The following is a 24383-nucleotide window of genomic DNA, read 5'->3' on the forward strand; positions in this document are numbered from 1 at the left end:
TTGTTAGTGTCTCTATTTAGCACCTCACTTATTACCGCTGTTGTTTTCAATTTTTGTTTCAGTCACTATTAGGCTATAAACAAAATAAAAAACTTGAGAATGACATGAAAACAGTCGCGCTGACCTTAAGCCTATTAATGAGCAACGCCGCCATGGCTATCGATGTAGAGCATACAGCAACGCCAATTACTATTGATGGTGTCTCTGAAAGCGCATGGGACCAAGCACAATGGCAATCGATGCCTTACCTTATGGATGGTACTTTACCTGACTCAGATAAAGACTTTAAAGGCCGCTACAAATTACTTTGGGATGAAAACTATCTTTATTTACAAGCCGACATTGCTGATGATGTACTAATTGATACGCACCCAGATCCAACAGTCAAATATTGGGATGACGATGCACTGGAAATATTTATCGACAGCGATGCATCAGGCGGTAATCATCAATTTAACCATACTGCATTTGCGTATCATATAGGCCTTGATAACCAAGCTGCCGATTTTGGGCCTGATAAAAAGCCCCATTTATACACAGATCACTTGATTAGCCGCTGGCAACGCAACACCACCTCGCCCTACAACATCACTTGGGAAGTGGCGATTAAGCTCTACCCAAATGATTACCAAGAAGGCGCGCCAAACACCCCGCTTAAGTTAACGGCAAAACAAGTAATCGGCTTTATGCTCGCTTATTGCGATAACGACGGCAGTGAAATTCGCGAACACTTTATGGGCTCACACGAAATACAGCCCGTAAATGGCAGCCGCAACCTAGGTTATATCGATGCCGACGTGTTTGGCAAAATCACCTTGTTACCAAAAAATAACTGATCCACGCAGAACTCAAGAGATGCTGCGCTTACAATAAAATAGGTACTAGGTTGCTAGGCGCTAGGGCAGCAAATCCCGATGACTTTGTTGCCCTAACCTCATTTACTGCTCATTATCTTCTCTTTGTGCAAACATTTTTTAAGTGAATTATTCACAAAGAGGATAAGAGACGCTGCGCTTTAGAGGAAAAAATTATTTCAGAGATAGATTCTGTGGCAAGATTTTTCAAAGTCTAGCGCCTTTCACCTAACAGCTATTACTGACACCAAGCTACCCAACTACACTGTTCTAATCTGACAGCTGACCGCTTATAGCTTACAACTCTTCCCCTCACAAACTTTACTCTCGCTAACTCGCTAACTAATAACCACAAAAAAGCCGCTGTATCTCTTAAATACAGCGGCTTTTAAAATCATCGTTCTAAATTAATAGATTATGACTTAGGCGCACGACCCGCACGTTTACGTTCATTTTCAGTTAAATGACGTTTACGAATACGAATGTTTAATGGCGTTACTTCTACTAACTCATCATCAGCAATAAACTCAAGCGCTTGCTCAAGTGAATAGTTAAGTGCTGGTGTTAATGTTTGTGCTTCATCTGTACCAGATGCACGAACGTTAGTAAGTTGCTTACCTTTAAGCGCGTTAACTGTAAGGTCGTTATCACGGCTATGAATACCGATAACCATACCTTCGTATACTTCAACACCGTGACCGATGAATAAACGGCCGCGCTCTTGTAAGTTAAATAATGCGTTAGTCAGTGCTTTACCCGTTGCGTTTGCAATCATTACGCCGTTCTTACGAACACCTAGCTCGCCACCTTTGTGCGGACCGTAGTGATCGAAAGTATGGTACATAAGGCCAGAACCCGATGTAAGCGTCATAAAATCAGTTTGGAAACCGATTAAGCCACGGCTTGGGATCATAAAGTCCATACGCATACGACCTTTACCATCTGGTGCCATGTCAGTAAGCTCACCTTTACGAAGACCAATTTGCTCCATGATAGAACCTTGGTGCTCTTCTTGACAGTCAATCGTTACTGTTTCATACGGTTCTTCAAGAACGCCATCAACAGTACGTAAGATTACTTCAGGACGAGAAACCGCTAGCTCGTAACCTTCACGACGCATGTTCTCGATTAAGATACCTAAGTGTAATTCACCACGGCCAGAAACACGGAAGCTATCTGGGTTTGCAGTATCTTCAACACGAAGTGCTACGTTGTGTACTAATTCTTTGTCTAAACGTTCACGAATATTACGTGATGTTACAAACTTACCTTCTTTACCACAAAAAGGAGAGTTATTAACAGAGAACGTCATTGTTACTGTTGGCTCATCAACACTTAGTGGTGGTAATGCTTCAACATTAGTAGGACAACAAACAGTGTCTGAAATCTTAAGTTCGCCGATACCAGTTACAGTTACGATGTTACCAGCATAACCACGTTCAGTTTCGATACGCTCAAGACCTAAGTAGCTTTGTACAGAACCGATTTTACCGTTACGTTTAGTGCCATCAGCACTGATGATAGTAACTTGTTGGTTAGGTGCTACAGAACCACGCTTGATACGACCTACACCGATCACACCAACATATGAGTTGTAATCAAGTTGCGAAATCTGCATTTGGAAGTCACCTTCAGGATCTGCATCCGGTGGTGATACTTCGTCAACGATCATCTTGAACATAGGTTCCATGTTATCTGATGGCTCGTCTAAATCTAGTGTTGCCCAGCCGTTGATTGCTGATGCATAGATCACTTTAAAGTCTAACTGTTCGTCAGTTGCACCTAGGTTGTCGAATAAATCAAAGATTTGATCCATAACCCAATCAGGGCGTGCACCTGGTTTATCAATTTTATTGATAACAACGATTGGCTTTAAGCCTTGCGCGAATGCTTTTTGCGTAACGAAACGCGTTTGTGGCATTGGACCTTCTTGAGCATCAACAAGTAGTAATACTGAGTCAGCCATCGAAAGTACGCGTTCAACTTCACCGCCAAAGTCGGCGTGTCCTGGGGTATCTACGATATTGATATGGTAGTCATTCCATGAAATGGCTGTGTTTTTAGCCAAAATGGTAATACCACGTTCTTTCTCAATGTCGTTTGAGTCCATCACGCGCTCTTCGTTACCGCCGCGTGTTTCTAATGTACCTGATTGCTCAAGTAGTTTGTCAACCAGTGTTGTTTTACCATGGTCAACGTGCGCGATAATCGCTATATTTCTTAACTTTTCGATGCTCATATTTTTACTCAGAGAAATTAAATTCTCAATGATCCTGCAAGATCTACGCACTCATCTGCGTTTTCACGAGATGTCCCAGCATAGGATTTAAAAGGGCGCATATTATCCCTTATTAATGTCATGGATGAAAGTTTATCCAATATATATTTCACAACTTTCTTCATACTTCTAATAAGTATCTGTTTTATATATGACATTTTCATTAATTTAATTTTTCAATTTGCCACTATTTTGCTCATTCCTAGCTATTATTGTCATAATTTGGCAGTATTTGCTAAGTAAGTTAACAAAATAGCTGTGTTTATTATATATACAAATTGTTTGCAAATAGCGTTCACTTAACGCATGCACCAAAATGATCAAAGCACGCTCCAGATTGGTGCAAAAACACTAACGCATAGCAAGTGCTGGCATTTTTTAACCATTAAAAACAACAAATTATAAATATGGCATGGAAGCCGCTTACTAGAAAGCAAAAGCAATTATGCAGCAAAAATAAAACCCAACAGTTGGAGGACACATGTCACAATCGGTTTTAGATTTTATTAAAGAAAATGACGTTAAGTTCGTTGATTTACGCTTTACTGATACCAAAGGTAAAGAGCAACATGTTTCTATTCCTCATCATCAAGTAGATGAAGACTTCTTTGAAGACGGCAAAATGTTTGACGGTTCTTCAATTGCAGGTTGGAAAGGCATTAACGAATCAGACATGGTATTACTACCGGTTGCTGAATCAGCTAAATTAGACCCTTTCACAGAAGAAGCTACTTTAATCTTACGTTGTGACGTGGTTGAGCCTAGCACATTACAAGGTTATGAGCGCGACCCGCGTTCTGTTGCTAAGCGCGCTGAAGAATACATGCGTTCTACAGGTATTGCTGACACAGTTTTATTTGGTCCTGAGCCAGAGTTCTTTGTATTTGATGATGTTAAATACAAAACTGACATGTCAGGTTCTATGTATAAAATTGACTCTAAGCAAGCTGCTTGGAACTCAGATAAAGAATATGAAGGTGGCAACACCGGTCACCGTCCTGGCGTAAAAGGTGGTTATTTCCCTGTTGCTCCAGTTGATGATTTCCAAGATTGGCGTTCAGCGACGTGTTTAGTGCTTGAAGAGCTAGGTCAAGTGGTTGAAGCACATCACCACGAAGTAGCAACTGCTGGTCAAAACGAAATCGCTACTCGCTTCAATACTATGGTATTAAAAGCGGATGAAATCCAAGAAATGAAATATGTTATCCATAATATGGCTCATTTATATGGAAAAACAGCAACCTTTATGCCTAAGCCAGTTGTTGGTGATAACGGTTCTGGTATGCACTGTCACCAGTCTTTAGCTAAAGACGGTGTTAACTTATTCGCAGGCGACAAGTACGGCGGTCTTTCTGAAGAAGCGCTTTACTACATTGGTGGTATCATCAAGCATGCTAAAGCAATCAATGCGTTTGCTAATGCGTCAACTAACTCGTACAAGCGTTTAGTACCAGGATTTGAAGCACCAGTAATGCTTGCATACTCTGCACGTAACCGTTCTGCGTCTATCCGTATTCCAGTGGTTCCGTCTGCAAAAGGACGTCGTATCGAAGTACGCTTCCCAGATCCAACAGCTAACCCATACCTTGCATTTTCTGCAATGCTTATGGCTGGCCTTGACGGTATCAAAAACAAGATCCACCCTGGCGATGCAATGGATAAAGATTTATACGACTTACCAGCTGAAGAAGCAGCAGAAATTCCAACAGTTGCCTCTTCATTAGGTGAAGCGCTAGCTGCACTTGATGCAGACCGTGAGTTCTTAAATCAAGGTGGCGTATTCACTAATGATTTAATCGATGCTTACATCGCACTTAAATCTAAAGAAGTTGAAAAACTTAACATGACAACTCACCCAGTTGAGTTCGAAATGTACTACAGCTGTTAATCAGCTGTAGTTAAAATTATCTAATTATAGATAATTTATGTGTGTTCTCAAGGCCCGTTCTGCGGGCTTTTTTTATGGCTAATTTTTCCATTCTCCACTAAAGTTTAGTTAGTGCAAAAAATGCAAGGTGGCAAGGTGAAAACAAGGCTTTTATTACTAACAATACTGATTTCAATCAGCTTTTATGGCTATAGCGGTGATAAGAAAATTTATTCTTGGGTAGATAAAAATGGCGTATTGGTATTTTCTGATACACCTAAAGTGGGGGCTACCGAAGTAAAACTCACCAGCCAAACTTTAACTATGCCAACCGTTGATACGCGTATTTTAGATGAGCAGCAGCCTGTTGCCGCGAAAAGCTATAAAGTGGTCATTTCTTCCCCTGCCGATCAAGGTACTGTGCGTGAGAATACCGGTTCAGTGTATGTAACTAGTCGTATTACACCTCGTTTTGAGAATGGCTTTAAAATACAGCTACTGGTTGATGGCACTGCATTTGCAGAGCCTAGCAATACCAGCACGTTTGCTCTGCGCGATGTAAATCGCGGGGAACACACCTTACAAGTTAAACTATTTGATCCGCAAGGCTCAATAGTCTCTGTTAGCCCTATAAGTACTTTTTTTATGCATAGAGCATCATCTTTGTAAAAAGATCGTCTTCCTATACAAAGACAATAATTTGCTTAATAATTATGTGCTAAGCTGCTAATTATCATCAACGCACTAAAGTGGTGCAACCATGCCCAATAATAAAAATTTTAGCCCTGAACTACTCACCAGTATTTGGCAAAACCTGTCGACTGCGGTGATTTTACTCGATCAACAATTTACGCTTATTTACGCTAATAATAGTGCCAGTGAGCTATTAGGATTAGGCCCTAAGCGAATTTTAAAGCAACCTTTTGATACTCTATTTAATTACCATTCGATAGACTTAAAACGCATTGCTCAATACTCACTGGTGGATGGTGTTGATTGCCATCAGCATAGAGCTGACGTGGTGTTCGTTGATTCTCGCCACGCAAAATTGGCGATTAGCTCGCGCCGCGTAAAACTACAAAATGAGTATTATATTTTATTTGAATGTCGCCAAACTGACGATGAAATTCGCCACGACCAAGCTTCTAATCAAATGCATCAATACCAAGCTGCCCGCAACCTAATTCGCGGACTTGCCCATGAAATTAAAAATCCTTTAGGTGGAATTCGCGGAGCGGCGCAATTATTGCAGTATGAGGTTGATCAGCAAGAACGGGATGAATGTGCAGAACTGATCATTGAACAAGCTGACCGCTTACGAGAGCTGGTAGACAGATTGCTAGGGCCGAATCAATTGCCGCAAAAATCCTACGGTAATATTCACCAAACCTTAGAATCTGTAATTAAGTTAAGCACCTTAGATAATTGTGCCAATATTAGTTTGGAAAAAGATTACGATCCAAGTATTCCGGATGTATTTATTGACCAAGGTAAAATTCAGCAAGTGGTACTTAATATTGTTCGTAATGCACAACAAGCGTTAGTCGATGGTGGCGTGATAAAAATTAAAACACGCATTAATCATCAACAACGTCGCCCGGGTAAAGCGCCTAAAAAAGCGCTGCTGATCCAAATATCAGATGACGGACCTGGTATCGATCCTAGCATCAAAGAGACCTTGTTTTACCCGATGATCACCAATAAAGAAGGTGGCTCAGGACTTGGTCTTTCGATTGCACAAACCTTGATCGATCAACACAATGGTTATATCGAATGTGATAGCTGGCCGGGTCATACAGAATTTAATATATATCTGCCTTTTGTGGATTAATCGGTTGTTGGAGTTCGCATGAAAACAGTTTGGCTTGTTGATGATGATGCATCAATCCGCTTTGTACTTGAAAAGGCGCTAGCACGCGCAGGTTTCAACGTTGAAAGTTTTGCTAATGCCCAAGACGTGCTCAGTGCATTAAAGTTTAGCCAGCCCACCGTGTTGGTCTCAGATGTAAGAATGCCGGGTATGGATGGTATGGCATTGCTAGAGCTTATTGCAGAGCAAAATCCAGGGCTACCCGTGATCATTATGACCGCGCATTCCGACTTAGACTCTGCAGTTAATGCCTTTCAAAAAGGCGCATTTGAATACTTGGCCAAACCGTTTGATTTAAATGAAGCGGTTGCCTTAGTTGAAAGTGCGTGCCGAGCTAATTCCACCAAAAAGACCAAACGTAAACCTGCCCCGCCAACAAGCGCCCATATCATTGGCGAAGCACCCGCTATGCAAGAAGTGTTTCGGGCAATCGGCAAGTTGTCCGCTTCAAGTATGAGTGTGTTGATTAATGGTGAATCTGGTACTGGTAAAGAGTTAGTTGCCAGTGCATTGCATAATCACAGTCCGCGTAAAGAAAACCAGTTTATCGCCTTAAATATGGCGGCAATTCCTAAAGAATTGGTAGAATCTGAGTTATTTGGCCATGAAAAAGGTGCCTTCACCGGTGCCGATAGTGTTCGCAAAGGCCGCTTTGAACAAGCCAATGGCGGGACGCTATTTCTCGATGAAATAGGTGATATGCCGCTGGATGTGCAAACTCGGCTATTACGGGTATTAGCTGATGGCGAATTTTACCGTGTTGGTGGTCATCAAAGTATTAAAGTTGATGTGCGGATCATTGCTGCGACCCACCAAAACCTTGAAGATTTGGTCAAACAAGGTAAGTTTAGGGATGACTTATTTCACCGCCTAAACGTAGTACGATTACGCCTACCCGCTCTACGCGAGCGCACCGAAGATATTGAACGCTTAGCACAACATTTTTTGCATAAAAGCGCCAAAGACTTACAAGTTGAAAGTAAAGTACTCAGCGCTAAAGCTACTGATTTACTACGTCTATTTAACTGGCCAGGTAATGTTCGTCAACTTGAAAACACCTGCCGCTGGCTTACTGTAATGGCCCCAGGTGAATTAGTCAGTGAACAAGATTTACCGCCTGAAATTTTAGAAATTGATGAGGCTCAACAAGAAGGTGATTGGCTTGATTCATTCCAGCAGTGGCTTAATCAAGAGCTAAAACAAGGTAAAGAAAATATTTGGCCGAATATTCAAGCGCAGTTAGAAACTCGCTTAATTAAAACTGCGTTGGCAAACTGTGCAGGGCATAAACAAGAAGCGGCGGTTAAAATTGGTTGGGGTCGTAATACATTGACCCGCAAATTAAAAGAGCGCAATATCAACTAAACTTCCCTGTTGAAAAGGAAAAAAGTTGAAGTTAATTGAACATATTCCATTAATTAAGCAGATGGAAATACTCAATAGGCTGAATTTTTTTAGAGAGTTTACCCTCAACGAGCGGCAAATTTTACTGGAATCATTCAGCCATTTATATTTAGTAAGTCAAAATCGCTTTGTGTTTAAACAATTCGATAACGACAAACAACTGTATATTGTTCTCAGCGGCGCTATTGTGGTATTTAACCACAGCCATTTAATGGAACTGGGCACAATAGAGCCCGGTGAGTTTATTGGCGAAGGTGCGTTTATCAATAACCGTGAGCGTAGCACCAGTGCCCGCGCAAAAAGTGACACAATCGTGCTCGCAATATCACCTGAAGCACTAACACGACTCCCCAATGTGATCCGCGAAAAAATCAAAGACCGTATTATCGAAGGTATGAGCGAGCGTATAGCCAAACTTAGTCACTACCTAGAATCACGAGGCTAATCCATATACACAACTTGCAGCGAGCAATTTAACCATTGTGGCCCTTCAATGTGTGCGTTATAGCGAAATGTGTCTGAGGGCTTTTCCCCAAAAGGAGTGGCAACTAAAGGGCTTGAATGCGTATATGACTGCGAAGTATCTCTATAATTGATGACTAAATAATTTTCATAACGTTGCCAACCTAACTGAGCGCGGGCACCATTTACTAAAGTAAACTCAACAAAGTTATCAACAAATTTAACTTTGAGACCATTGTAGCGATCTTCAACGCAACCAGTAGTTCGCATTTGTTCTGGCACATCAAAACCTAGCTCTATTTGCTCACCACGCAAGTAAAAGCCAATATTGCCATTGCTATAATGATGATTTGCTGCCGACACATAGTGTATCTGTGGTTGATAGCCCATAGCTTGCATAATACCAGCAAGCTGCTCGGTTTCGGCTGTGAGTAGCTTATCTTCAGAAGTTAATAGAGTCGCAGCGGCAAACTCTTTGGGTATCGGTAATTGAATAAACTGATACGGTAATGGTTGTTGCTGTAAGCGTATTGTTAGCTGTTGTTTTTCTAGCTCTGTTAACGCTTGCGTGTATACATATATTGTTGGTTGTTGGCAGGCAGTTAGTAATAACAACATGCAGATTAAAATTCCGTTTCGCATAGTACCTCCAAATGATTACAAGTGTAGTCTATTGGAGGTAGCGCATTAAGGCAACTTAATTTATTTGGCTATTTAACCAAGCATCAACACTTTGCTTGGTGTATAACACATCTTTAAATAAACGATGGCGTTGAAACTCCAACAAACGCTCTCGGTTGTTGTCACCACTGAGTAATTGACTGTGATTATCATTAAATTTTGAAATCACCGAAAAACCTTTGTGCGTACTGTGCGGCTGCTGCTTTACCTGGTGAGTTAGATGCGCTCTGACATCATCAGCTGTTAACATATCTGAGTTATTTAAACCCATTAACTCTTTTCTCATTGCTAATCTTACGCCCATCTTCTACTCCATTTTTCAGTGCGTTAGCACTTAAGTTACTGCATCTAGCGGTTATTAATTTTCATCATCTATGGCAAATAACAGGCCAGATTTTACAATGGCAGCTTACATCGCAATTACTGCAGTTTTTTTAAAGCCAGTAAAAAATACCAAAAAGTTTTCGGTTTTTTCTGTTGAATGCCTCGCAGAGATTAGAAGGTTTGATGCAAAAGCCGAGCATAGCCTTTATACTACAGGCTATGCCCTACCTTAATGAGATCAAACATGAACGACGAATACATTGAAATTGAATTAGAAGAAGAACCGATTGAGTTATGTAAACTTTTAAAAGTTCTTGATTTAGTTGAAGGTGGCGGCCAAGCAAAAAATCTCATCACTGAGGGGTATGTGGGTGTTAACCATGAAATTTGTACAATCAAACGGAAAAAATTATACAGTGGTAATGTGCTTGAATTTGATGGTGAGCTCTTTAAGTTAACTTTAAGTGAAGATGCAACACCGGCACACCGTGCTGTGGAAAATACTCAATCTGAGAGTGTAAAAAGCCCTGTGCAAGAAACACCAGCGGCACCTAAAAACAAACGTAAACGTACTAAAAAGCCGAAAGTAGATGAAAAAACGGGTCGTCGTCCAATTTCATTTGGTTAATCACCAGCATAACTTGTAAAACACTTTGAGGTCGTCTTTAATTACTTTCTAAATAACGACAAATAGAAAGCATTTTATGACGACTTCAACAGCCCCTACTTGGCTCAAAAGTGTTGCTTGGGCCGCATTAGTTTGGAATTTACTCGGGGTCATTGCATTTATTATGCAACTGCTTATGACACCTGAGATGATTAGTAAACTTCCTGTAGATCAACAAGCTGCATATTCAAATACTCCTTTGTGGTCTACCTTAGCATTTGCTGTAGCCGTTTTTGCTGGCACAGTAGGCTGTATTTTCTTATTACTTAAAAATGCCATTGCGCGAGTGTGCTTTGCGTTGTCTTTAATCGCGATTTTTATCCAGCAATTTTATAATTTTATTGTCATTAACAGTATTGAATTACTCGGTGCAAGTGCTGTATTTATGCCACTGCTGGTGATCATCATCGCAGTTTTATTACTACAACTTAGTCATCGTGGCAAACAACAGGGTTGGTTGAGATAAAACATCACTGCAAGCTTGCGTTGTTTTGATTGGTTTTACAAGCCATGGCTTGAAATCTAAACTTTCAGCATCATCTCAGTATCATTAACTGCGCAATAATCGTGCAATTTGATACTGGTATACAGTTTGCATTTTAATATTTAAAAGAGGTTACATTTACCATTTAAGGACATTCATCTACTTTAGGGGCATATAATGAATAATAGTTTTGATACCCAAAAACAACTCACTATTAATGGCGAGCAGTTTCATATTCATTCACTGCAAGGATTAGGCGACAAAGCCAAACGATTGCCGTTCTCGCTGAAAATTCTACTAGAAAATTTATTACGCAATGAAGATGGCGTAAATATCAAATCCCAAGATATCGATGCATTATTAGATTGGGATCCTCAAGCTAAGCCAACTGCTGAGGTAGCGTTTACGCCAGCACGCGTAGTAATGCAAGACTTTACCGGTGTACCTGCAATCGTTGATTTAGCCGCAATGCGTGACGCCATGGAAAAACTCGGTGGCGATCCGGCAAAAATAAACCCACTCTCTCCTGCTGAGTTGGTAATTGACCACTCAGTACAAGTAGATGGCTATGGTAATGATGGCTCATTTGATTTAAATGCCAAGCTAGAATATGAACGCAATAAAGAGCGTTATGAATTTTTACGTTGGGGTCAAACAGCATTCGATAACTTAAAAGTAGTGCCACCCGCCACCGGGATTGTTCACCAAGTGAATTTAGAATACCTGGCACGAGTAGTATTTAACGAAGACCGTAACGGGCAAAAATTTGCTTACCCAGACACCTTAGTTGGTACTGATTCTCATACTACCATGATCAATGGTTTAGGCGTACTTGGTTGGGGTGTAGGTGGTATTGAAGCTGAAGCCGCAATGCTCGGCCAGCCAATTAGCTTGCTGATCCCACAAGTTGTGGGCATGAAGCTCAGTGGCCGCTTACCTGAAGGCACCACAGCGACAGATTTAGTACTGACCGTCACTGAGATACTGCGCAAACATGGTGTGGTGGGTAAGTTTGTTGAATTTTATGGTGATGGCCTAGCCGACTTACCATTAGCAGATCGTGCAACCATTGCTAATATGGCGCCTGAATACGGTGCTACGTGTGGTATTTTCCCTATTGATGATGAAACCATTAGTTACTTGCGCTTAACTAATCGCGATGAAGAGCAGTTAAAACTGATTGAAGACTACGCAAAACATCAAGGGTTGTGGCGTAATGATGGCGATGAAGCTAATTACACCGATAAACTCGAGTTAAACCTCAGCGATGTGGTGCCAAGCCTTGCAGGTCCAAAACGTCCACAAGATAGAATTGCACTGGATCAAGCCGGCGATATTATTACCAAACATTTAAAAACCTTTCAAGATGAACGCTTAGCAAAACGTGACAACAGTGACGAACAGCAATCGCGTATTGAAAGTGAAGGTCCCGCTATAAACCCTGACGATACGGTCAACGAAGCACAGTTTATGGGGGCTGCAAAAGTTAACTTTAAAGAGCAAGAATTTGAGCTCAAAGATGGCGCTTGTGTGATTGCTGCCATTACTAGCTGTACCAACACTTCTAACCCAAGTGTGATTTTAGCCGCAGGTTTAGTTGCGCAAAAAGCTCGCCAATTAGGAATTAATGTAAAACCTTGGGTAAAGACATCACTGGCACCTGGCTCACAAGTAGTCACTGACTACTTAGAAAAAGCAGGTTTAATGGATGATTTAGATGCCCTTGGTTTTAACTTAGTCGGTTATGGTTGTACCACCTGTATTGGTAATTCAGGCCCACTCGCTGATGAAATCTCTGACGCGATTCAAAAACATAAACTGGTGGTAAGCTCTATTTTATCAGGTAACCGTAACTTTGAAGGACGTATTCATCAAGATGTGAAAATGAACTTTTTAGCCTCTCCACCGTTGGTTGTTGCTTACGCAATTGCTGGGCGCACTGATATCGATGTATACAACGAGCCTCTAGCGCAAGATGCAAATGGTAATGATATATACCTGAAAAACATCTGGCCTACAGTGAGCGAAGTAAATGAACTAGTGAAAAAAACTGTTACCAAAGAAATGTTTGCCTCAAGCTATAGCAATGTTTACAAAGGCGATGATCGCTGGCAACAAATTAAGATACCTGATGGTAAATTGTATGACTGGAATGATGCATCAACTTACATCAAAAAAGCGCCATTCTTTGATGGCATGACTGCAGAGCCACCGGGGATCCCAACAATTAACGGCGCACGCTGTTTAGCAAAACTTGGCGACTCGGTTACTACCGACCATATTTCCCCAGCTGGGGCAATCAAGGCCGATGCACCTGCAGGCCTATACCTGCAAGAAAATGGGGTTGAAAAAGCCCAATTTAACTCTTATGGCTCACGTCGTGGTAATCACGAAGTGATGATGCGTGGTACATTTGCTAACGTAAGATTAAAAAACTTATTAGCCCCGGGCACTGAAGGCGGTGTGACTCGCACACAACCTGAGGATGAGCTGGCCAGCATTTATGATGCAGCGATGGCCTATCAACAACAAGGTATACCGCTAGTCGTACTTGCCGGTGCTGAGTATGGCACAGGTTCATCACGCGACTGGGCCGCAAAAGGCTCGCTATTATTGGGTATTAAAGCAGTAATAGCGCAAAGTTATGAACGCATTCACCGCTCAAACCTAATAGGTATGGGTGTGCTGCCACTGCAATTTAAAGAGGGCGAAAGTCATGAATCCCTTGGTTTAACTGGCCAAGAGCAATTTGATATTGATGGTCTGTATGACAAGACTGCTGAAGTAAGCGTGATTGCTACTAACAGCGAGGGTAAACAGGTTAGTTTTAGCGCCGATGTTCGTATTGATACCCCTAAAGAGTGGGATTACTACAAGCATGGCGGCATTTTACAGTATGTACTACGTAATATGCTCAGCAATTAATTAATCAGGGCTTTGCAGATTTAATTTGCTTAGCCCTTAGTTTATTGATGTAAAACAAGCTGAACCTGCCAGATATTACCTACACTGAATGCACCTAATTACCAACAGGTGCATTGAATGGCTGAGCAAAAACTAATAAGTACGCTTAAAATATGTATCGTTCTCGGTATATCACTAATTTTAGTGGGGCATTACTTATTAGTATCAGATCTGTTAGTCGAAAAAAATAGTATTCATGGCATAATGTTCGGTGCGACATTTATTGCCATTGGCATTTTATTTTCATTACCGACTAAAATTTATCTCACCATAGTGCTGATGAATATGGAAGCCAAGCACAACAAGCGCGCACAATCGCCGCTTTAATTACTTAGCGGCTTCTAACGTCTTAGTACGTTGCTCTAGTGTACTCTTTACTTGCTCTGCATCTTCAAACAGTTTTTTTATCACCGCAGGGTCATAAACACTACTTGGTGTTGGTGAAAGTGACGACATATTAGCAGCCTTAGCGCTGCCTTTGAGAATTGCGGTATCCTCGGCTGCAACAACAGTAATATCGTTAGGGTCGAGTACTATTTGCTGGCTTTTGCCATCGGGATTAGGGCGATCTGAATAGTGCCATTGACCTTGTCCGTCTTGCCACTTGTAAATGACTATAGCCTCTGGCGAACTATCCGAAGTCATTGTTTCTACAATTTTTTGGCTGGTTTCGCTGACAACCTTAACTGCTCGGGCAAGCATGTCACTGGATAACGAGACCATTTGCTCTTTTATACCACTTGATTGGCGCGTTATTTCATCACTCGTTAGCCATGTTTGACCATCTGGGCGCTGCAAATAAAATAATCCTGCAACACTAATTAGCAATACCATAATTGCTAGGTAGGCGAAGTACTTCATATTCAATCCTTTGCGTTAAAACTTTCCATAACTATCATTGATAGCGAGCGATGATTTTATCCAGCTCGCCATTATCTTTCAACTTTTGTAAAAAATCATTAAATTGTTGCGCATACTTTTTACCCTTAGAGTTATAAGCAAACTGCAACTGTAAGGGTGCCACGCCAACGTTAATGTCACTAACGACCAACGCTGCAAAATCCGGATAATGCTGTATGTACCAGTTCAAAACTGATTTCGAGATCACAGTAAAGCGCGGGCTAGAATGGGTATCTTTATACAAGCTTTGTAGTACTTCTAGATCCGAATAAAAATTCTCACGATGTAGTATATTATTTTGCACTAACGGCTCAAAAGTCGGGTAAACATAGCCAAAGCGCCCAAGTAACACACCACTTTTTAAGCGATTTAATTGCTTTAAGTCGATTAGCTGGACACCTCGCGCAGCGACCATAACATCTTCGACCTGCATAATTTCTTGGCTCCAATAATATGGTTCATTACCATTGAGCCAAACCTCCGATTCCATTCGTACATCAACATCACCGTTTTGTACCATTTTAGCCGAACGCATTTCTGGTACAAAAACGTAATCTACTTGAATCCCCGATGCCTTCGAAAATGCCGTTATAACATCCCGCAAAATGCCTTTATTTTCTGAGCTGACAAAATGAAAGGGGGGATAATCTTCATCAGGTAGCGCAACACGAAGATTTGCAGCAACAAGATGACTGGAAAATAATAACAAAAAAACTATGTAACACAGTTTCATAAAATATGTGCACTTCTATTTATAGCGCCTAACTGTATTGTAGTCCAAAAACACAAAACGCAGCTAGGCTGCGTTTTAGGAATATTCAAATAGCTGGTTAAACAGTGTTAGGGTTAAATACCGCCACCGTCAATATGTAACCCACATTCACGGTTTAAACCAAAGAAACGAGTTTCTTCTTCGGTCATACCCGGCTCTAACTTACGGGTTGTATGCACATCCCCCATCGACACATAGCCTTGTTCCCACAATGGGTGATAAGGTAAATCATGTTTCGTTAAATACTGGTACACATCGCGATTTGACCATTCAATAATTGGGTAAACCTTCACTGTGCCACGGCTAATTTCAACGATCTGCTTTTCAGCTCGGGTCGATGCTTGGTCACGACGCAGGCCGCTAAACCAAGTACCGGCGTTAATCTCTTTTAGCGCACGCGTCATTGGCTCTACTTTATTAAGCTGGTTATATTGCTTAATTCCCGCTTCACCTTGCTCCCATAACTTACCAAACTTAGCTTCCTGCCATGCTGGGCTCAGCGCTGATTTATACACTTTTAAATTAAGTGATAAACGCATCGTCATTTGCTCAATAAACTGATACGTTTCCGGGAATAAATAGCCTGTATCAGTCAGTACCACAGGAATATCAGGGCGCTGTGATGTCATTAAATGCAACATCACCGCAGCTTGAATACCAAAACTCGATGATAAAAACTGGGTATCTGGTAAGTTTTCCAGCGCCCAAGCCACCCGTTGTTCAGCGCTCAAGTCTTTTAATACGCCGTTTGCATCTGCAAGCAGTGCCGCTTGGCTTTCTTTATCTAGCTGTAATATGTTTTTAAATTCACTCATGGCAAATTCCAAACCTTAGCCAGTGTGTTGCACTGGCTTATTATTATGCGTGAAAATCGGTAACTGATACTTTAACTTCAGCAACAATGCCTTTGCGGATCACAAAATCACCAAAGCATTCACCGTCATTACGCTCATTAACCCATTGACCAATTAATTCATCAAAAGCAGCTAAATACACGTCTTCACCCACATTTTCTAAATATAATTTAGGAATACGTGTGCCTTCAAGGTTACCGCCTAGATACACATTATATTTACCCGGACCTTTCCCAACCAATCCCGCTTCGGCTAACATGGCACGGCCACAACCATTCGGGCAACCAACCACACGCATAATGATACTGTCATCAGGAATGCCGTGCTTCGCAAGCAGCGCTTCTGTTTTTTCAATTAAGCTTGGTAAGTAACGCTCGGCTTCCGCCATTGCTAATGGACAGGTTGGCAATGCCACACACGCCATAGAGTTTTTACGTTGCTCTGTGTCTTTATCGTCAATCAAACCGTGATTACGGGCGATTTCTTCAATCACCGCTTTTTGATCCGCAGGCACGCCGGCGATAATCAAATTTTGGTTCGCCGTCATACGCATGTCACCTTGGTGAACTTCAGCAATTTTACGACAACCGGTTTTTAGTGGCTTATCTGGGTAATCTAAAATACGGCCACTTTGAATAAATAGTGTTAAGTGATGTTTGCCATCAATACCTTCAACCCAACCGATACGATCGCCACGGTGCGTAAATTCATAAGGGCGGCTTGGGGCAAATTTAACACCCGTGCGTTGCTCTACTTCGGCTTTAAATACATCAGTTCCTACACGATCTAGGGTGTATTTGGTTTTCGCATTTTTACGGTTTGAACGATTACCCCAATCGCGCTGTACAGATACCACATGCTCAGCAATTTTTAGTGTGTCTGCTAAGGCGATAAAACCAAAATCATCGGCTTTACGTGGATAGGTTGCGGTATCACCGTGAGTCATGGCAAGACCGCCACCGACTAATACGTTAAAGCCAACCAGCTTGCCATCTTCAGCAATTGCCACAAAGTTTAAATCATTCGCGTGTACGTCCACTTCATTATTAGGTGGGATAGTCACAGTGGTTTTAAACTTGCGCGGTAAATACGTTGAACCTAAAATAGGCTCTTCTGTGGTCTCTGCTTTTTCACCATTTAACCAAATTTCTGCGTACGCTTTAGTTTTTGGCAGTAAATGCTCAGAAATTTTTGCAGCCCACTCATACGCTTCTTGATGTAACTCAGACTCAACGGGGTTTGTAGTACACAGTACGTTACGGTTAACATCACCGGCGGTGGCAATTGCGTCAATGCCCACGCTATTAAGCATTTGGTGCATGCCTTTGATGTTTGGCTTTAATACACCGTGAAACTGAAATGTTTGTCGCGTAGTTAAACGAATACTGCCATAGCTGGTTTTTTCGTCAGCAAATTTATCTATCGCTAACCATTGCTCAGGCTTGATAATTCCGCCAGGCATACGAGCACGGAGCATCACGTTATGTAATGGCTCTAGCTTTTGTTTAGCACGCTCAGGACGAATATCGCGGTCATCTTGCTGGTACATGCCATGAAAACGAATTAACTGGAAATTATCGCCAGTAAAACCACCGGTAATTTCATCTTTTAAATCTTGCGCTATAGTGCCGCGTAAAAAGTTACTTTCTCTTTTTAAACGTTCGTTATCAGAAAGCTTTACGGTTTTATCTTGTTCGCTCATTTTAAATCCTAAATTTGTTACAGTGACGGCTGTTAGCTTTTAATAAAATAAACAACGTGCACTTAGTACACGTCTTTCTGATAGCGATTTGCGCTACGTAAGTCTTTTAAATACTGTTCAGCGTCTTCATCGTTTTTACCGCTATTTTCTTTGATGATATCAAGCAAGGCTTGGTGTACATCTTTCGCCATGCGATTTGCGTCACCACAAATATAAAAATGCGCGCCCGCTTCTAGCCATTCAAATACCGCTTGGCTGTTTTGACGTAGCTTGTCTTGCACATAGACTTTCTCAGCTTGGTCACGGCTAAACGCCACATCAACTTTGCTCAATAAACCTGATTTTAAATAGCCTTGAATTTCCACTTGGTATAAGAAATCTTGGGTAAAATGTGGGTTACCGAAGAACAACCAGTTTTTACCAGCTGCTTCACGTGCATCACGCTCTTGTAAAAATGCACGAAACGGCGCAATACCCGTACCAGGGCCGACCATGATCACCGGTGTGTCGTCGTTAGCAGGTAAACGGAAATTATCATTATGCTCGCTATATACTTTTACTTTACAGCCTTCTTCGGCACGGCGTGCTAAATAGCCTGAACAACCACCTAAGTGCTCGCTGCCAAACGCTTCAAACTCAACCAAACCAATGGTTAAATGAACTTCGTCTTCTACTTCAGCTTGGCTGGAAGCAATTGAATATAAACGGGCTTGTAGTTTACGTAAACAATCCACTAAAGTTTGTGCTTCTAATTTGGCTGGGTTTTGGCGGATCACGTCGAAGATTTGACGAGGTTCAATGTATTCACGCATTGCCGCTTTATCTTCAACTAGCTTTAATAACTCAGGTGTACCTGTGGCGATTGCGTATTTTTCAACAAAGCCAGGGTATGACTGAGTTAGCTCTAATTTTTCAATTAATGCATCACGCACACTAAGCTCTTCATCTGCAATTTTAACTTTGCTTGCAGCATCAATTTGCGTCAGTGTCAGTACTTCATCAATCAATGCTTCATCATTTAAGAAGTACACACCTAGAGAGTCGCCTGGGGTATAGGTAATATCAGAACCTTCAAGGGAAATTTCAACGTGACGCACATCTTTAGTTGAATCACGACCGGTGATCTTTTGCACTGTACTTAGCTCTGCTGCAAACGGGTTTTGCTTAGTATATTGGCTCGCTGCTGTGGCTGGCGCACCAAATGACAGAACTTGCCCACCTGTTGCACTTTGTTGTGCTTTTAAATCAGGTTCAAAGGCATCTAATGCACCCGTGATCCAAGTAGCCGCTTCATCATCGTAATCGACGTCTAAATCTGCACGCTGATACACGGTTTCTGCACCGAGTTTATTTAAGCGTTGCTCAAAGTCTTTTGCTGTTTGACAGAAGAACTCGTAGCTTGAATCACCTAAACCAATGACGGCAACTTTAACACCATCAAGTTTAGGCGCCTTTTTAGTCGCTAAAAATTCATGCAGTGTTTCTGCATCTTCCGGCGGCTCACCTTCACCGTAAGTTGAAACAACAACGCTCAGGAACTTTTCTTTTTTCAGGGCCGTTGGTTTGTAATCAGCCATACTCACTAACTTTACAGCCAAACCACGTGACTCAGCCTGCTCTTTAAGCTTAGTTGCGACACCTTTTGCATTACCGGTTTGTGAGCCATATAAAATGGTCAAGGCAGCTGCTTCGCCAGCACTTGGTACAGCTGCTGTAACGCCACCTAAAGCCGCGGAATTAGCATTCGCAGCAAGATAGCCACTTACCCACGCTTGCTGAATTGGATTAAGCTCAGCCACTAAACCTTGTAGCTTTTGTACTTGCTCTTGCGATAATGGACTTGCTAGCGCATTGAGTTGACCTAACAACATGAATTAATTCCCCGTAACCCTGAAAGTTATCTACAAAATGATCACTGATTGCAGTCATCACTTTGCCTAAAATTTGTGTCGACTTTAAGGCAAATAACCTAGGCCCTAAAGATTTCTCTGAGTGTGAAGAATAACGGGGTATGCGCCAATAAAAAAAGAATAGAATCTGCTTTGTTATTCCATTTAGTTATTAATTTATAAATTTACCAGTAAAAACAGATTAAAAGTTAAAAAGAGTGTCCGTCAGCAAACCCAACACAATAAATACCTCTCAAAAATAGTAATGACCAAGCTTGATAACAAAATAAACAATTAACTTTTTTGCAACAAAACTCGGGTAGGCTATAGTGGAATTGGCCACATTCTGTGCGCCCATAACAATAAGGAAACACTATGTCACACGGGACATATAAAAAATGCATACTCGCCAGTGCTGTTTTATCAGCAGCACTACCTTGCTTAGCCGCCATTGATAATGGTGATTTTGAAAACTGGGCAGGCAACACCCCTAATAATTGGAGTACCATTGATTCAGGTATAGTGCTGTCGCCTTCAAGTTCTATCGTCAATTCTGGCTCACTCGCTGCAAAAGTAGAGGTGAATACAGCGAGCCAAAGCAGTACAGATTTACTACAACAGGTGGACGTTGAAACAGGCCAAAGCTATCAGTTTTCTAGTTGGGTTTACCACACTGAAGGCGGTGTTAAAGCGCGCCTCATTGCTGACGGTTATCAAGGCTACTCAAACCCTGCGCTTTTAAATCAATGGCAACAGCTCAGCTATACATACACAGCATCAAGTAACACGACCATTAGCGTTGGCCTACGCTTTTATGATGTTAGCGGCTTTGATGGCAGTGAAACCGTTTACGTAGATAGTTTTATGCCAAATTCTGCTGGCAATACACAGCCAACACCAGACGGCTGCGCCGATAATACGGTTAGTTTAGCGCTCACCACAGATAACTATGGCGAAGAGACAAGTTGGCAAATTACTAATGCGCAAGGCACACCCGTTGCATCTGGTGGCGGTTATAGTGGTAACAACAGCTACACTGAGCAAGCTTGTTTAGTTGATGGCGATTATACCTTTAGCATTTTTGATAGTTACGGCGATGGTATTTGCTGCTCGTTTGGTAACGGTAGTTACGCGCTCACATCGGCACAAACACAACTTGCAAGCGGCAGTAGCTTTCAAAGTAGTGAAGCAACGCCATTCACACTCGGGGATGGTAACAACCCAGAAACGCCCCCTACAGAGCCAAGCGGTTATTATGTCACAACCCAAGGTTTGACAGGCTATGCTCTAAAATCAGAACTATACAATATTATAAAAGACCACAACTCACAGGGATATTCAGCAATTTGGAGTTTTTACGATAGCGCATCTCGAGATAAATACTTTGAAAACGACAATTCAATTCTTGATCGCTATGCTGAAAACCCAACAGCTCAAGACAGTTATAATTACGTTGCTGTCGCTGATCAATGCGGCACCTACCGAAGCGAGGGAGATTGTTATAACCGCGAGCATTCATTTCCAAAAAGCTGGTTTGGCGGCACAAATGAGCCTATGAATTCAGACGTGCACCATATTTTTGCAACCGATGGTTATGTAAATTCCAAGCGCAGCAACTACCCGTTTGGTGAAGTGGGCAGCGCAAGCTACACCTCAAGCAATGGCAGTAAACTTGGCAGCGCAGCAAGCTCAATTAATTACTCAGGTACGGTATTTGAGCCAATCGATGAGTTTAAAGGTGATTTTGCCCGCGCCTATTTTTATATGGCAACCCGCTATGAGAACGTCATTGGCTCTTGGCAAAACAACACCACATACAGCAACGCAGTACTTAATGGCACTAGTAATCAAGTGTTTGAGAATTGGGTAGTGACAATGCTGGTAAATTGGCACAACGACGATCCCGTCAGTCAGCTTGAACTAGATAGAAACCAAGCCGCTTATGAACATCAAGGTAATCGCAATCCATATATCGATCACCCTGAGTTTGTAGAAATGATTTGGTAAAGGTCAGCGGTCAGCGGTCAGCGGTCAGCGGTCAGCGGTCAGCGGTCAGCGGTCAGCGGTCAGCGGTCAGCGGTCAGCGGTCAGCGCAGAAAAACATCAGCCTTTGCACTTGCAAAGGCTTTTTTGCTCTTTAATTTTATAACCCAATTTACGCAGTAAGAATATAATTAATGCTCTTTTGTTTGTCATTGTTGGGCATCTTTTTTGTTGCTCAACCCATGCTAACGCAGCAGTTGCAAATTCACTGTTATTTGCAATTGAGTGATCCACCGCTTCTACAAGCTTCACAATTTGTAAAATAGATTGTCTATATTCGGTAAGGCCTAGGCTTAAAAGGTAATTTTGAATCGGACACATAGCATTTAATCAGAGTGAAAAAATACAGCATAAAAGCTGGAGCTAGGTTAAGGACAAGTAGTTTTTTAAAAACAAAAAAAGCCCCAGCTAATGCCGGGGCTTTTTATAAAACAGACTTAATTAAAAATTAAGCTTGTTTTGGACGCTCAATAATATCTACTAATGTCCAAGACTTAGTCTTAGAGATAGGAGCACATTCACGGATAGTAACTACGTCACCAGCCTGAACTGTATTATTTTCGTCATGTACGTGTAACTTAGTCGTACGTTTGATGAATTTCCCATAGATTGGGTGCTTCACGTAACGTGCGATAGCAACAGTGAAAGATTTATCCATCTTGTCGCTGATTACACGGCCTTGAAGAGTACGGATTTTATCGCTCATTATTGACCTGCCTTCTGGTTAATAATTGTTTTTACACGCGCGATATCGCGACGTACTGTTCTTAGCGTGTGAGTTTGAGCTAACTGACCAGTGCTTGCTTGCATGCGCAGGTTAAACTGCTCACGAAGAAGTCCTAGAAGTTCAGCATTTAGCTCTTCTACGCTTTTGTCTTTTAGTTCGCTAGCTTTCATTACATCACCGTCCGAGTTACGAAAGTTGTTTTGAATGGTAATTTACGCGCTGCAAGGTTGAATGCTTCACGAGCAAGCTCTTCAGAAACACCTTCCATTTCGTAAAGTACTTTACCAGGCTGAATTTCTGCAACCCAATATTCAACAGAACCTTTACCTTTACCCATACGAACTTCAAGCGGTTTGTTCGTAATTGGCTTGTCTGGGAACACACGGATCCAGATTTTACCTTGACGTTTTACGTGACGCGTCATGGCACGACGAGCTGCTTCGATTTGACGAGCAGTCATGCGGCCACGGCCAGTAGCTTTCAAACCGAAAGTACCGAAGCTTACTTTGTTACCGTTTTGCGCTAAACCGCGGTTGCGGCCTTTGTGCATTTTACGGAATTTTGTACGTTTTGGCTGTAACATTACTCGCTACCTCTACTTAGCACTTTTCTTGGCTTTCTTTGGTGCGCGTTTAGCTGGCTTCTCTTGCTCTTGTACTAGTGGTAAACCACCAATAACTTCGCCTTTGAAGATCCAAACTTTAACACCAATGATACCATAAGTGGTTAAGGCTTCAGAAGTTGCGTAGTCGATATCAGCACGAAGAGTATGTAGAGGTACACGACCTTCACGATACCATTCTGAACGTGCGATTTCTGCGCCGCCAAGACGACCGCTAACTTCAACTTTGATCCCTTTAGAACCGATGCGCATTGCATTTTGTACCGAACGCTTCATAGCGCGACGGAACATAACACGACGCTCTAGTTGAGAGGCAATGCCGTCTGCTACTAGTTGTGCATCTAGTTCTGGTTTACGTACTTCAGAAATATTGATCTGAGCAGGTACACCAGCAATCTTAGTTACCGCTTGACGTAATTTTTCTACGTCTTCGCCTTTTTTACCGATAACAACACCCGGACGAGCCGTGTGAATTGTTACGCGGATTGATTTTGCTGGACGCTCAATAACGATTTTAGACACAGAAGCCGCTTTCAATTCCTTAGTAAGGAATGTACGTACTTTGTGATCGCCAAAAAGCTGTGCAGAGAAATCTTTTGAACTCGCGTACCAGGTAGAAACCCAAGGTTTAGATATACCTAGGCGAATACCAGTAGGATGAACTTTTTGTCCCATTACTTATACTCCTAGCTATCTGAAACCACAACAGTGATGTGGCTTGTACGCTTAAGGATGCGGTCTGCGCGTCCTTTAGCACGTGGCATAATACGTTTCATTGTTGGACCATCGTCCACAAAGATCGTTGTTACACGTAGCTCATCAATGTCAGCACCTTCGTTATGCTCTGCGTTAGCAATAGCAGACTCAAGTACTTTTTTAACTAATACAGCCGCTTTCTTAGGGCTGTACGCCAGGATTTCTAGTGCGCGATCGACAGGTAACCCGCGGATCTGATCTGCAACTAGACGTGCTTTTTGCGCCGAACCAGAGGCGAATTTATGTTTAGCTAATGCTTGCAT

Annotated in this window: 24 protein-coding genes; 11 read left to right on the plus strand and 13 right to left on the minus strand. The window is 41.9% G+C overall.

Annotated features, from left to right (window positions below; genetic code table 11):
* The first annotated feature begins 104 nt into the window (after nucleotides 1–104).
* On the plus strand, nucleotides 105–836 hold the full coding sequence (locus tag NDQ71_RS10850; RefSeq protein ID WP_301561622.1) for a CBM9 family sugar-binding protein: 732 nt from the start codon (nucleotides 105–107) through the stop codon (nucleotides 834–836).
* A 433-nt stretch (nucleotides 837–1269) separates the two neighbouring features.
* On the opposite strand, the gene typA is transcribed toward NDQ71_RS10850, so the two are convergent.
* Nucleotides 1270–3093 carry a translational GTPase TypA gene (typA, locus tag NDQ71_RS10855; protein ID WP_064667778.1) on the minus strand — a complete coding sequence of 608 codons (1824 nt, stop codon included), beginning with the start codon at nucleotides 3091–3093 and terminating at the stop codon, nucleotides 1270–1272.
* A gap of 520 nt (nucleotides 3094–3613) precedes the next feature.
* On the opposite strand from typA, the gene glnA reads away from it, so the two are divergent.
* The 5 genes from glnA (at nucleotide 3614) to NDQ71_RS10880 (ending at nucleotide 8718) form a co-directional block, all read left to right on the plus strand.
* Nucleotides 3614–5020, plus strand: a complete 1407-nt coding sequence (glnA, locus tag NDQ71_RS10860; RefSeq protein WP_064667776.1) for a glutamate--ammonia ligase — start codon at nucleotides 3614–3616, stop codon at nucleotides 5018–5020.
* A gap of 135 nt (nucleotides 5021–5155) precedes the next feature.
* On the plus strand, nucleotides 5156–5668 hold the full coding sequence (locus NDQ71_RS10865) for a DUF4124 domain-containing protein (RefSeq protein ID WP_157586779.1): 513 nt from the start codon (nucleotides 5156–5158) through the stop codon (nucleotides 5666–5668).
* A gap of 91 nt (nucleotides 5669–5759) precedes the next feature.
* The gene (glnL, locus tag NDQ71_RS10870; protein WP_301561623.1) at nucleotides 5760–6830 is read left to right on the plus strand and encodes a nitrogen regulation protein NR(II); all 1071 of its coding nucleotides are present in this window, start codon (nucleotides 5760–5762) and stop codon (nucleotides 6828–6830) included.
* Nucleotides 6831–6848: 18 nt separating this feature from the next.
* Nucleotides 6849–8234, plus strand: coding sequence for a nitrogen regulation protein NR(I) (gene ntrC, locus NDQ71_RS10875; RefSeq protein ID WP_283709885.1), 1386 nt, complete (start codon nucleotides 6849–6851; stop codon nucleotides 8232–8234).
* 25 nt (nucleotides 8235–8259) lie between these two features.
* Nucleotides 8260–8718, plus strand: a complete 459-nt coding sequence (locus tag NDQ71_RS10880; RefSeq protein ID WP_192540641.1) for a cyclic nucleotide-binding domain-containing protein — start codon at nucleotides 8260–8262, stop codon at nucleotides 8716–8718.
* Here the strand turns inward: NDQ71_RS10880 and NDQ71_RS10885 are convergent.
* Nucleotides 8715–9377, minus strand: a complete 663-nt coding sequence (locus NDQ71_RS10885) for a hypothetical protein (RefSeq protein WP_064667771.1) — start codon at nucleotides 9375–9377, stop codon at nucleotides 8715–8717. The genes NDQ71_RS10880 and NDQ71_RS10885 overlap by 4 nt on opposite strands.
* Nucleotides 9378–9432: 55 nt before the next feature.
* The gene (locus tag NDQ71_RS10890) at nucleotides 9433–9720 is read right to left on the minus strand and encodes a hypothetical protein (protein WP_064667770.1); all 288 of its coding nucleotides are present in this window, start codon (nucleotides 9718–9720) and stop codon (nucleotides 9433–9435) included.
* Nucleotides 9721–9984: 264 nt separating this feature from the next.
* Between NDQ71_RS10890 and NDQ71_RS10895 the strand changes: the two genes are divergently transcribed.
* The 4 genes from NDQ71_RS10895 (at nucleotide 9985) to NDQ71_RS10910 (ending at nucleotide 14182) form a co-directional block, all read left to right on the plus strand.
* On the plus strand, nucleotides 9985–10368 hold the full coding sequence (locus tag NDQ71_RS10895) for an RNA-binding S4 domain-containing protein (protein WP_301561624.1): 384 nt from the start codon (nucleotides 9985–9987) through the stop codon (nucleotides 10366–10368).
* Nucleotides 10369–10444: 76 nt separating this feature from the next.
* Nucleotides 10445–10873, plus strand: a complete 429-nt coding sequence (locus NDQ71_RS10900) for a hypothetical protein (protein WP_283709883.1) — start codon at nucleotides 10445–10447, stop codon at nucleotides 10871–10873.
* A 195-nt stretch (nucleotides 10874–11068) separates the two neighbouring features.
* Entirely contained in the window at nucleotides 11069–13816 is a 2748-nt protein-coding gene (gene acnA / locus NDQ71_RS10905; protein WP_301561625.1) for an aconitate hydratase AcnA, read from the plus strand.
* 117 nt (nucleotides 13817–13933) lie between these two features.
* Nucleotides 13934–14182, plus strand: coding sequence for a hypothetical protein (locus NDQ71_RS10910; protein WP_301561626.1), 249 nt, complete (start codon nucleotides 13934–13936; stop codon nucleotides 14180–14182).
* Here NDQ71_RS10910 and NDQ71_RS10915 read toward each other — a convergent pair whose 3' ends face one another.
* The 5 genes from NDQ71_RS10915 to NDQ71_RS10935 all read right to left on the minus strand — a co-directional run bounded on the left by NDQ71_RS10915 (nucleotide 14183) and on the right by NDQ71_RS10935 (nucleotide 19954).
* A complete protein-coding gene (locus tag NDQ71_RS10915; protein ID WP_192540637.1) occupies nucleotides 14183–14716 on the minus strand; it encodes a DUF4124 domain-containing protein in 534 nt (177 codons plus the stop codon). It abuts the gene before it with no gap.
* Between the two features lie 34 nt (nucleotides 14717–14750).
* Entirely contained in the window at nucleotides 14751–15464 is a 714-nt protein-coding gene (locus tag NDQ71_RS10920) for an ABC transporter substrate-binding protein (RefSeq protein WP_192540636.1), read from the minus strand.
* 137 nt (nucleotides 15465–15601) lie between these two features.
* Nucleotides 15602–16342: a phosphoadenylyl-sulfate reductase gene (locus NDQ71_RS10925; RefSeq protein WP_192540635.1), complete on the minus strand. Its 741-nt coding sequence runs from the start codon at nucleotides 16340–16342 to the stop codon at nucleotides 15602–15604.
* Nucleotides 16343–16385: 43 nt separating this feature from the next.
* Nucleotides 16386–18083, minus strand: a complete 1698-nt coding sequence (gene cysI, locus NDQ71_RS10930) for an assimilatory sulfite reductase (NADPH) hemoprotein subunit (protein WP_301561627.1) — start codon at nucleotides 18081–18083, stop codon at nucleotides 16386–16388.
* 62 nt (nucleotides 18084–18145) lie between these two features.
* Nucleotides 18146–19954 carry an assimilatory sulfite reductase (NADPH) flavoprotein subunit gene (locus tag NDQ71_RS10935; protein ID WP_192540633.1) on the minus strand — a complete coding sequence of 603 codons (1809 nt, stop codon included), beginning with the start codon at nucleotides 19952–19954 and terminating at the stop codon, nucleotides 18146–18148.
* A 393-nt stretch (nucleotides 19955–20347) separates the two neighbouring features.
* Between NDQ71_RS10935 and NDQ71_RS10940 the strand changes: the two genes are divergently transcribed.
* A complete protein-coding gene (locus tag NDQ71_RS10940; protein WP_192540632.1) occupies nucleotides 20348–21979 on the plus strand; it encodes an endonuclease in 1632 nt (543 codons plus the stop codon).
* A gap of 484 nt (nucleotides 21980–22463) precedes the next feature.
* Here the strand turns inward: NDQ71_RS10940 and rpsQ are convergent, their stop codons facing one another.
* Genes rpsQ through rplV form a run of 5 tightly spaced genes read right to left on the minus strand, consistent with a single transcriptional unit; the run spans nucleotide 22464 to nucleotide 24383 of the window.
* Complete coding sequence (gene rpsQ, locus NDQ71_RS10945) at nucleotides 22464–22721, minus strand: 30S ribosomal protein S17 (protein ID WP_064667757.1); 258 nt, start codon at nucleotides 22719–22721, stop codon at nucleotides 22464–22466.
* Nucleotides 22721–22912, minus strand: coding sequence for a 50S ribosomal protein L29 (gene rpmC, locus NDQ71_RS10950; protein ID WP_004588692.1), 192 nt, complete (start codon nucleotides 22910–22912; stop codon nucleotides 22721–22723). The genes rpsQ and rpmC overlap by 1 nt, the downstream gene beginning before the upstream one ends.
* A complete protein-coding gene (gene rplP, locus NDQ71_RS10955; RefSeq protein ID WP_064667756.1) occupies nucleotides 22912–23325 on the minus strand; it encodes a 50S ribosomal protein L16 in 414 nt (137 codons plus the stop codon). Before rplP ends, rpmC begins: the two co-directional genes overlap by 1 nt.
* A gap of 12 nt (nucleotides 23326–23337) precedes the next feature.
* Nucleotides 23338–24039 carry a 30S ribosomal protein S3 gene (rpsC, locus tag NDQ71_RS10960; RefSeq protein WP_054206128.1) on the minus strand — a complete coding sequence of 234 codons (702 nt, stop codon included), beginning with the start codon at nucleotides 24037–24039 and terminating at the stop codon, nucleotides 23338–23340.
* A gap of 11 nt (nucleotides 24040–24050) precedes the next feature.
* Entirely contained in the window at nucleotides 24051–24383 is a 333-nt protein-coding gene (gene rplV / locus NDQ71_RS10965) for a 50S ribosomal protein L22 (protein ID WP_004588690.1), read from the minus strand.

It is taken from the genome of Pseudoalteromonas sp. KG3 (assembly GCF_030436385.1).
Classification (GTDB): Bacteria; Pseudomonadota; Gammaproteobacteria; order Enterobacterales; family Alteromonadaceae; genus Pseudoalteromonas; species Pseudoalteromonas prydzensis.